The sequence below is a fragment of the Candidatus Effluviviaceae Genus V sp. genome, from assembly GCA_014728125.1.
Classification (GTDB): Bacteria; Joyebacterota; Joyebacteria; order Joyebacterales; family Joyebacteraceae; genus WJMD01.
The window spans coordinates 1-3,789 of the sequence record WJMD01000152.1 but is presented as its reverse complement, the minus strand read 5'-3'; the positions used below and the strand labels follow the sequence as shown (position 1 = coordinate 3,789).

At 67.6% G+C, this 3,789-nt stretch carries 5 protein-coding genes; all 5 read left to right on the top strand.

Features of this window, described 5'->3' with window-relative positions:
- Window positions 1–54 precede the first annotated feature (54 nt).
- Window positions 55–1,209 (top strand): molecular chaperone DnaJ, encoded by a 1,155-nt coding sequence (dnaJ, locus tag GF405_09365; protein MBD3368359.1) that lies wholly within the window; start codon window positions 55–57, stop codon window positions 1,207–1,209.
- Complete coding sequence (locus GF405_09360) at window positions 1,206–1,979, top strand: RsmE family RNA methyltransferase (protein ID MBD3368358.1); 774 nt, start codon at window positions 1,206–1,208, stop codon at window positions 1,977–1,979. Before dnaJ ends, GF405_09360 begins: the two co-directional genes overlap by 4 nt.
- 171 nt (window positions 1,980–2,150) lie before the next feature.
- A complete protein-coding gene (rpsU, locus tag GF405_09355; protein ID MBD3368357.1) occupies window positions 2,151–2,369 on the top strand; it encodes a 30S ribosomal protein S21 in 219 nt (72 codons plus the stop codon).
- 23 nt (window positions 2,370–2,392) lie between these two features.
- The gene (locus tag GF405_09350; GenBank protein MBD3368356.1) at window positions 2,393–2,836 is read left to right on the top strand and encodes a GatB/YqeY domain-containing protein; all 444 of its coding nucleotides are present in this window, start codon (window positions 2,393–2,395) and stop codon (window positions 2,834–2,836) included.
- 53 nt (window positions 2,837–2,889) lie between these two features.
- A partial coding sequence (locus GF405_09345) for an NGG1p interacting factor NIF3 (protein MBD3368355.1) occupies window positions 2,890–3,789 on the top strand: 900 nt, incomplete at its 3' end.

The following is a 3,789-nucleotide window of genomic DNA, read 5'->3' as shown; positions in this document are numbered from 1 at the left end:
GGACGACCCGGGCCGCGGCGATGATGATATCCGGAACCGAGCGGATGGAGTTCCATGCCTGGGAGCCCTGACTACTACGAAGTGCTCGGCGTCGACAGGGACGCCGACGCAGACGCCATCAAGAAGGCGTACCGCGAACTCGCCTTCAAGTACCACCCGGACAAGAACCCGGGTGACGAGGAGGCGGAGGAGCGTTTCAAACAGGCGACCGAGGCTTACGAGGTCCTGTCGGACTCGGAGAAGCGCGCTCAGTACGATCAGTTCGGGGCCGCCGGCCCGGGGCCGCAGTTCCAGGGGTTCCAGAGCGCGCAGGGCTTCGACATGGACGATGCTCTGCGGACCTTCATGAACGCCTTCGGCGGCGAGGGCGTCTTCGACGGTATCTTCGGCGGCGCGGCGCGGCCGCGGCGCCGCGGACCTGAGCGCGGCTCCGACATCAGGATCCGTCTCAAGCTGCGTCTCGAGGAGATCGCGAAGGGCGTCACGAAGAAGATCAAGGTGTCCCGGCTGACCACGTGCGACACCTGCGGCGGGAGCGGCGCGAAGCCCGGAACGAGCCCGAGGACCTGCACCGACTGCAACGGCGCCGGGCGTGTGTCCCGTCAGCAGAGCATGGGCATGTTCGGCACCTTTCAGAGCGTCTCCGCATGTCCGACGTGCGGAGGGACGGGACAGGTCATCGACGAGAAATGCGGTTCGTGCTCCGGGCTCGGCGTGACGAGAGGTACGGAGACCGTCGATGTGCACGTACCCGAGGGCGTCACGTCGGGCAACTACATCCCGATATCGGGCGCCGGCAACGCCGGAGCCCGTGGCGGTCCCCCGGGGAACCTGGTCGTCGTCATTGACGAGCTCGAGCACGAGCTCTTCGAACGCGTCGGCGACGACGTCCTCGTGGAGCTGCCGGTTCCCGTCGACACCGCCGCCCTCGGAGGAAGCCGCGAGGTACCCACCCTGTCCGGCAAGGCCCGCCTGAAGATCCCCGCCGGCACACAGTCGGGCACGACGCTCAGGATGCGTGGCAAGGGTATACCCCACCTGCGGGGCCGCGGCGCGGGGGACCAGCTCGTCCGCATCGTCGTCTGGGTTCCCGAGCGTCCCTCGGGTGAGGAGAAGAAGCTCCTCAAGAAGCTCGGGGAGCTTCACACCGACGGCGTGCCCGGACCGCGGCGTCCGCGCCATCCCGACCGGGGGCGGGGCGGACGATGACCAGGTCCGCCCTGGACGAGCGCGGAGCCTGGATGCTCCCGACGTACATCGTCACGCCCGGCGGTCTCGACGGACCGTTCGCGTCGCTCGAGGGCGACGAGGGACGGCACGCGGCCAGGGCCGCCCGGGCGCGGACCGGTCAGCTGATCCGGCTCATCGACGGCGAGGGCACCGAGGCGGCCGCCCGGGTCGTCTCCGCGGACGACCGCGTCGAACTCGAGATCGTCGAGCGCCGGACCCGGTCGAGAGCAGAGGGCGTCGAACTCGTCGTGGGACAGGCCCTTCTGAAGGGACGGGATTTCGACTCGGCCGCGCGGCGGCTGGCCGAGCTGGGAACAGCCAGGATCGTCCCGCTCCTGACGGAGCGTGTCGTCCCCCGGCTTGATCCGACGACGACCGCCCGCCGCGTGGAGCGCTGGCGGGCCGTGACGGTCGCCGCCACGAAGCAGTCGCGGGGCGTCTTCGTGACCGACGTGACGGAGCCTGTGACGCTCGACGAGTTCATCGTCCGGCATGAGGCGGACGCACGACTTGTCGCCTGGGAGGAGGGCGGCGTCGACCTCCGCGAGGCGCTTCAGGGCGTACGCGACCCGGGGACGCTCGCCTGCATCGTCGGGCCGGAGGGAGGTCTGGCCGCGGTCGAGGTGGACCGGCTCGTCGCCGCGGGATACGTCGCCGTCGGTCTGGGGGATCGGATCCTGCGGGGCGACTGGGCGGCCGCCGCGGTCGCGACGCTCATCTCACACCACGTGGGCGGCCTCCTGCCCTGACCGCGGCAAAAGCGGTTGACAATCGGTTCAGTATCCGTTATTCTGATATGTCTGAGTCGGACACAGGCTCCCGCCGGCGGCGCGTCGCGGCTGTGACGCACCGTCCAGGGGGATGTTCAGCTTTCGACAGGCTATCAGTTCCAGCCGGCGATCGGGAGGGGGTGAACCTGGATGCCGGGAGTGCGAGTGAAGGACGGAGAGTCCTTCGAGCGCGCGCTCAGACGTTTCAAGAAGCGCTGTGAGAAGGCGGGCGTTCTGTCCGACCTTCGGAAGCACCAGCACTTCGAGAAGCCCAGCGAGAAGCGCAAGCGCAAGAAGAGTGCGGCGAAGCGTAAGCTCCGCAAGCTCAAGCTCAAGCAGCAGAAGCGAGGCGGCAGGAGGCGTCGGTAGAACCGAGCCGCGGAGGTAGCACCGTGGGTCTCCTCGAACGTCTTGACAGCGACATGGTCGCGGCGGCGAAGGCGCGCGAGGCGGAACGTCTGAACGCGATCCGCTTCATTCGCTCGGAGCTCAAGAACAGACGCATAGAACTCGGGAGCGACCTCTCCGAAGAGGATGCCGTCGATGTCGTCGCGCGCGTCGCGAAGAAGCTGAGAGAGGCGGTCGATCAGTTCGAGCAGGCCGGACGCGAGGACATCGCCGGTCCGGAGCGCCGGAAGCTCGAGGTCGTCGAGTCGTATCTTCCCGAGGGGCTGTCCGAAGACGAGCTCAGGGCCCTCGTTGCCGACGCGATCGACGAGACCGGAGCGGGGTCCATGAAGGACCTCGGTTCCGTCATGAAGACCGTGATGCCGAAGGTCAAGGGGCGCGCCGACGGCAACGACGTACGGCGCATCGCAACTGAGATCCTGTCCTGAGCGACGCCGGCTCCCGCGAGAGCCGAAGACGGGCGGTGGTTTCGGGAGGAAGAATGAAGCTGAAGGACCTGTTCGAGGCGGCGATCGCTCACGGCATCTCGGTCGACCCGCGCGGCGGGGAGCATGTCCAGAAGGAACTCGACCGACGCAGGAAGCAGCACGAAGAACTGAAACCCGCCGAGCAGGAGCGGTACGATACCGAGCTCCTCTCGAATCCGTACTCCGACTCCCGACGACTCCACGGCGCCGACGATGTTGATGTCAGGAGTATCATGGTCGGCATCGACACGGAGGTCGGAGAGGTCGTCCTGGCCGACCGGCTCAGGGAGAAGGGGACCTCGATCGACCTCGTCTGGGGCCACCACCCCGAGGGGCGTGGGCTCGCCTGCCTCGGCGGGGTGATGGCCATGCAGGCCGACATCCTCGCCCGCTTCGGCGTCCCGATCAACGTCGCCGAGGGCCTTCTGAAGCCGCGCATCTCGGAGGTCTCCCGACGCGTGCTGCCCGCGAATCACATGCGGGCCGTCGACGCGGCGCGCCTCCTTGACATCCCGATGATCTGTACCCACACGCCCGCCGACAACTGCGTCGCCGGTCATCTGCAGGGCCTCTTCGACGAGGAGAACCCGGAGACGGTGGGCGATGTGATCGACGTCCTTCGCGGCATCCCGGAGTACCGGGAGGCGGAGAAGGAGGACATGGCGCTCAAGGTCTTCGCCGGCGACAAGAAGCGGCGTGCCGGGAGGATCTTCGTCGACATGACGGGCGGAACGAGCGGGTCCGAGAAGACGTTCGAGCGGCTCTCCAACACATCGGACATCGGGACGATGGTCGCGATGCATCTTCCGGAGAAGCACCGCGAGGAAGCGGAGAAGAACCACATCAACGTCGTCATCGCCGGGCACATGGCGAGCGATACGCTCGGCATGAACCTGCTTCTTGACGCCGTCGAG

Coding starts and splice junctions, on each gene's coding strand:
- GF405_09360 (MBD3368358.1), top strand. CDS start 1,206: ATGACCAGGTCCGCCCTGGACGAGCGCGGAGCCTGGATGCTCCCGACG.
- dnaJ (MBD3368359.1), top strand. CDS start 55: ATGCCTGGGAGCCCTGACTACTACGAAGTGCTCGGCGTCGACAGGGAC.
- rpsU (MBD3368357.1), top strand. CDS start 2,151: ATGCCGGGAGTGCGAGTGAAGGACGGAGAGTCCTTCGAGCGCGCGCTC.